The 840-nt window shown below is 42.7% G+C and carries 2 protein-coding genes; both read right to left on the bottom strand.

Features of this window, described 5'->3' with window-relative positions:
* A partial coding sequence (gene petA, locus B4K20_RS02405; protein WP_289281753.1) for a ubiquinol-cytochrome c reductase iron-sulfur subunit occupies positions 1-350 on the bottom strand: 350 nt, incomplete at its 3' end.
* 184 nt (positions 351-534) lie between these two features.
* The coding region (locus tag B4K20_RS02400; protein ID WP_289281752.1) for a plastocyanin/azurin family copper-binding protein at positions 535-840 on the bottom strand (306 nt) is incomplete at its 5' end.

Here is an 840-nt window from a genome sequence, read left to right as displayed (position 1 = left end):
AATTCATCTCGAATAGAGCGTGCTTCGTTTTGGCAATAAGAGGGTTGTTGACTAGCCATTTCACTATGAGGGTCGACGAGTTTCTCATCCAGAGAAACAAGCGTTTGGATAGTTTCTTCACTACGTCTGAAAATCCAGACAGGCTTTCCTTGCCACTCAACGGTCAATAACTGCCCTTTTTCTAACTTACTAATATCCACTTCAACGGGTGCACCGGCGGCCTGAGCCTTAGCACTAGGTAACATGGACGAAACAAATGGTACGGCAACGGCAACTGCACCAGCGCCACCAACAACACTGGCAGCTGCAGTCAGAAAACGCCTTTTGCCTGTATCGACATTGTGACTCATCGACGGAGTCCTCCCAGCTATCTGAAAATCTTTAAATTCTTTATTAACCGCACCAATTATTATTGTTTGATGACACGGTTAACTACAAAACTCATAAATATTATCATAGTACTGGAAGTAAATGATCAAAAAAGCCCGCCTAGAATTAGGCGGGCTTCTCATTTCAGAACGATTTTAGTCGATCTTATTTGACAGCTTTTTCAGCTTTTTTCACTAGACGTTTCAGAGCGCCTTTTGGTTTAGTTGCTTTGATAGCTTCTAAGTTTGTTGGTTCGCCGACAATGATGACACCACCCATGCCTGCACCCCAGTGAGGGTCACATTTATATAAGTAAACACCTTCTTTTGTTAATTCTGGTGTGGTGAAGTTTTCACCCATTTGTGAAGTCCAGCCAGTGGCGCCTTCTGGAATATATTCATGTTCACCGTCAGCTTGAACGAATTTTGTATTAGCGATATGTCCGTTCATGTTTTCGAAAGAAACAGTATC

The sequence above is a fragment of the Methylophaga sp. UBA5088 genome (genome assembly GCF_002414625.1).
GTDB lineage: Bacteria > Pseudomonadota > Gammaproteobacteria > Nitrosococcales > Methylophagaceae > Methylophaga > Methylophaga marina.
This window is presented reverse-complemented; position numbering and strand designations above follow the sequence as displayed.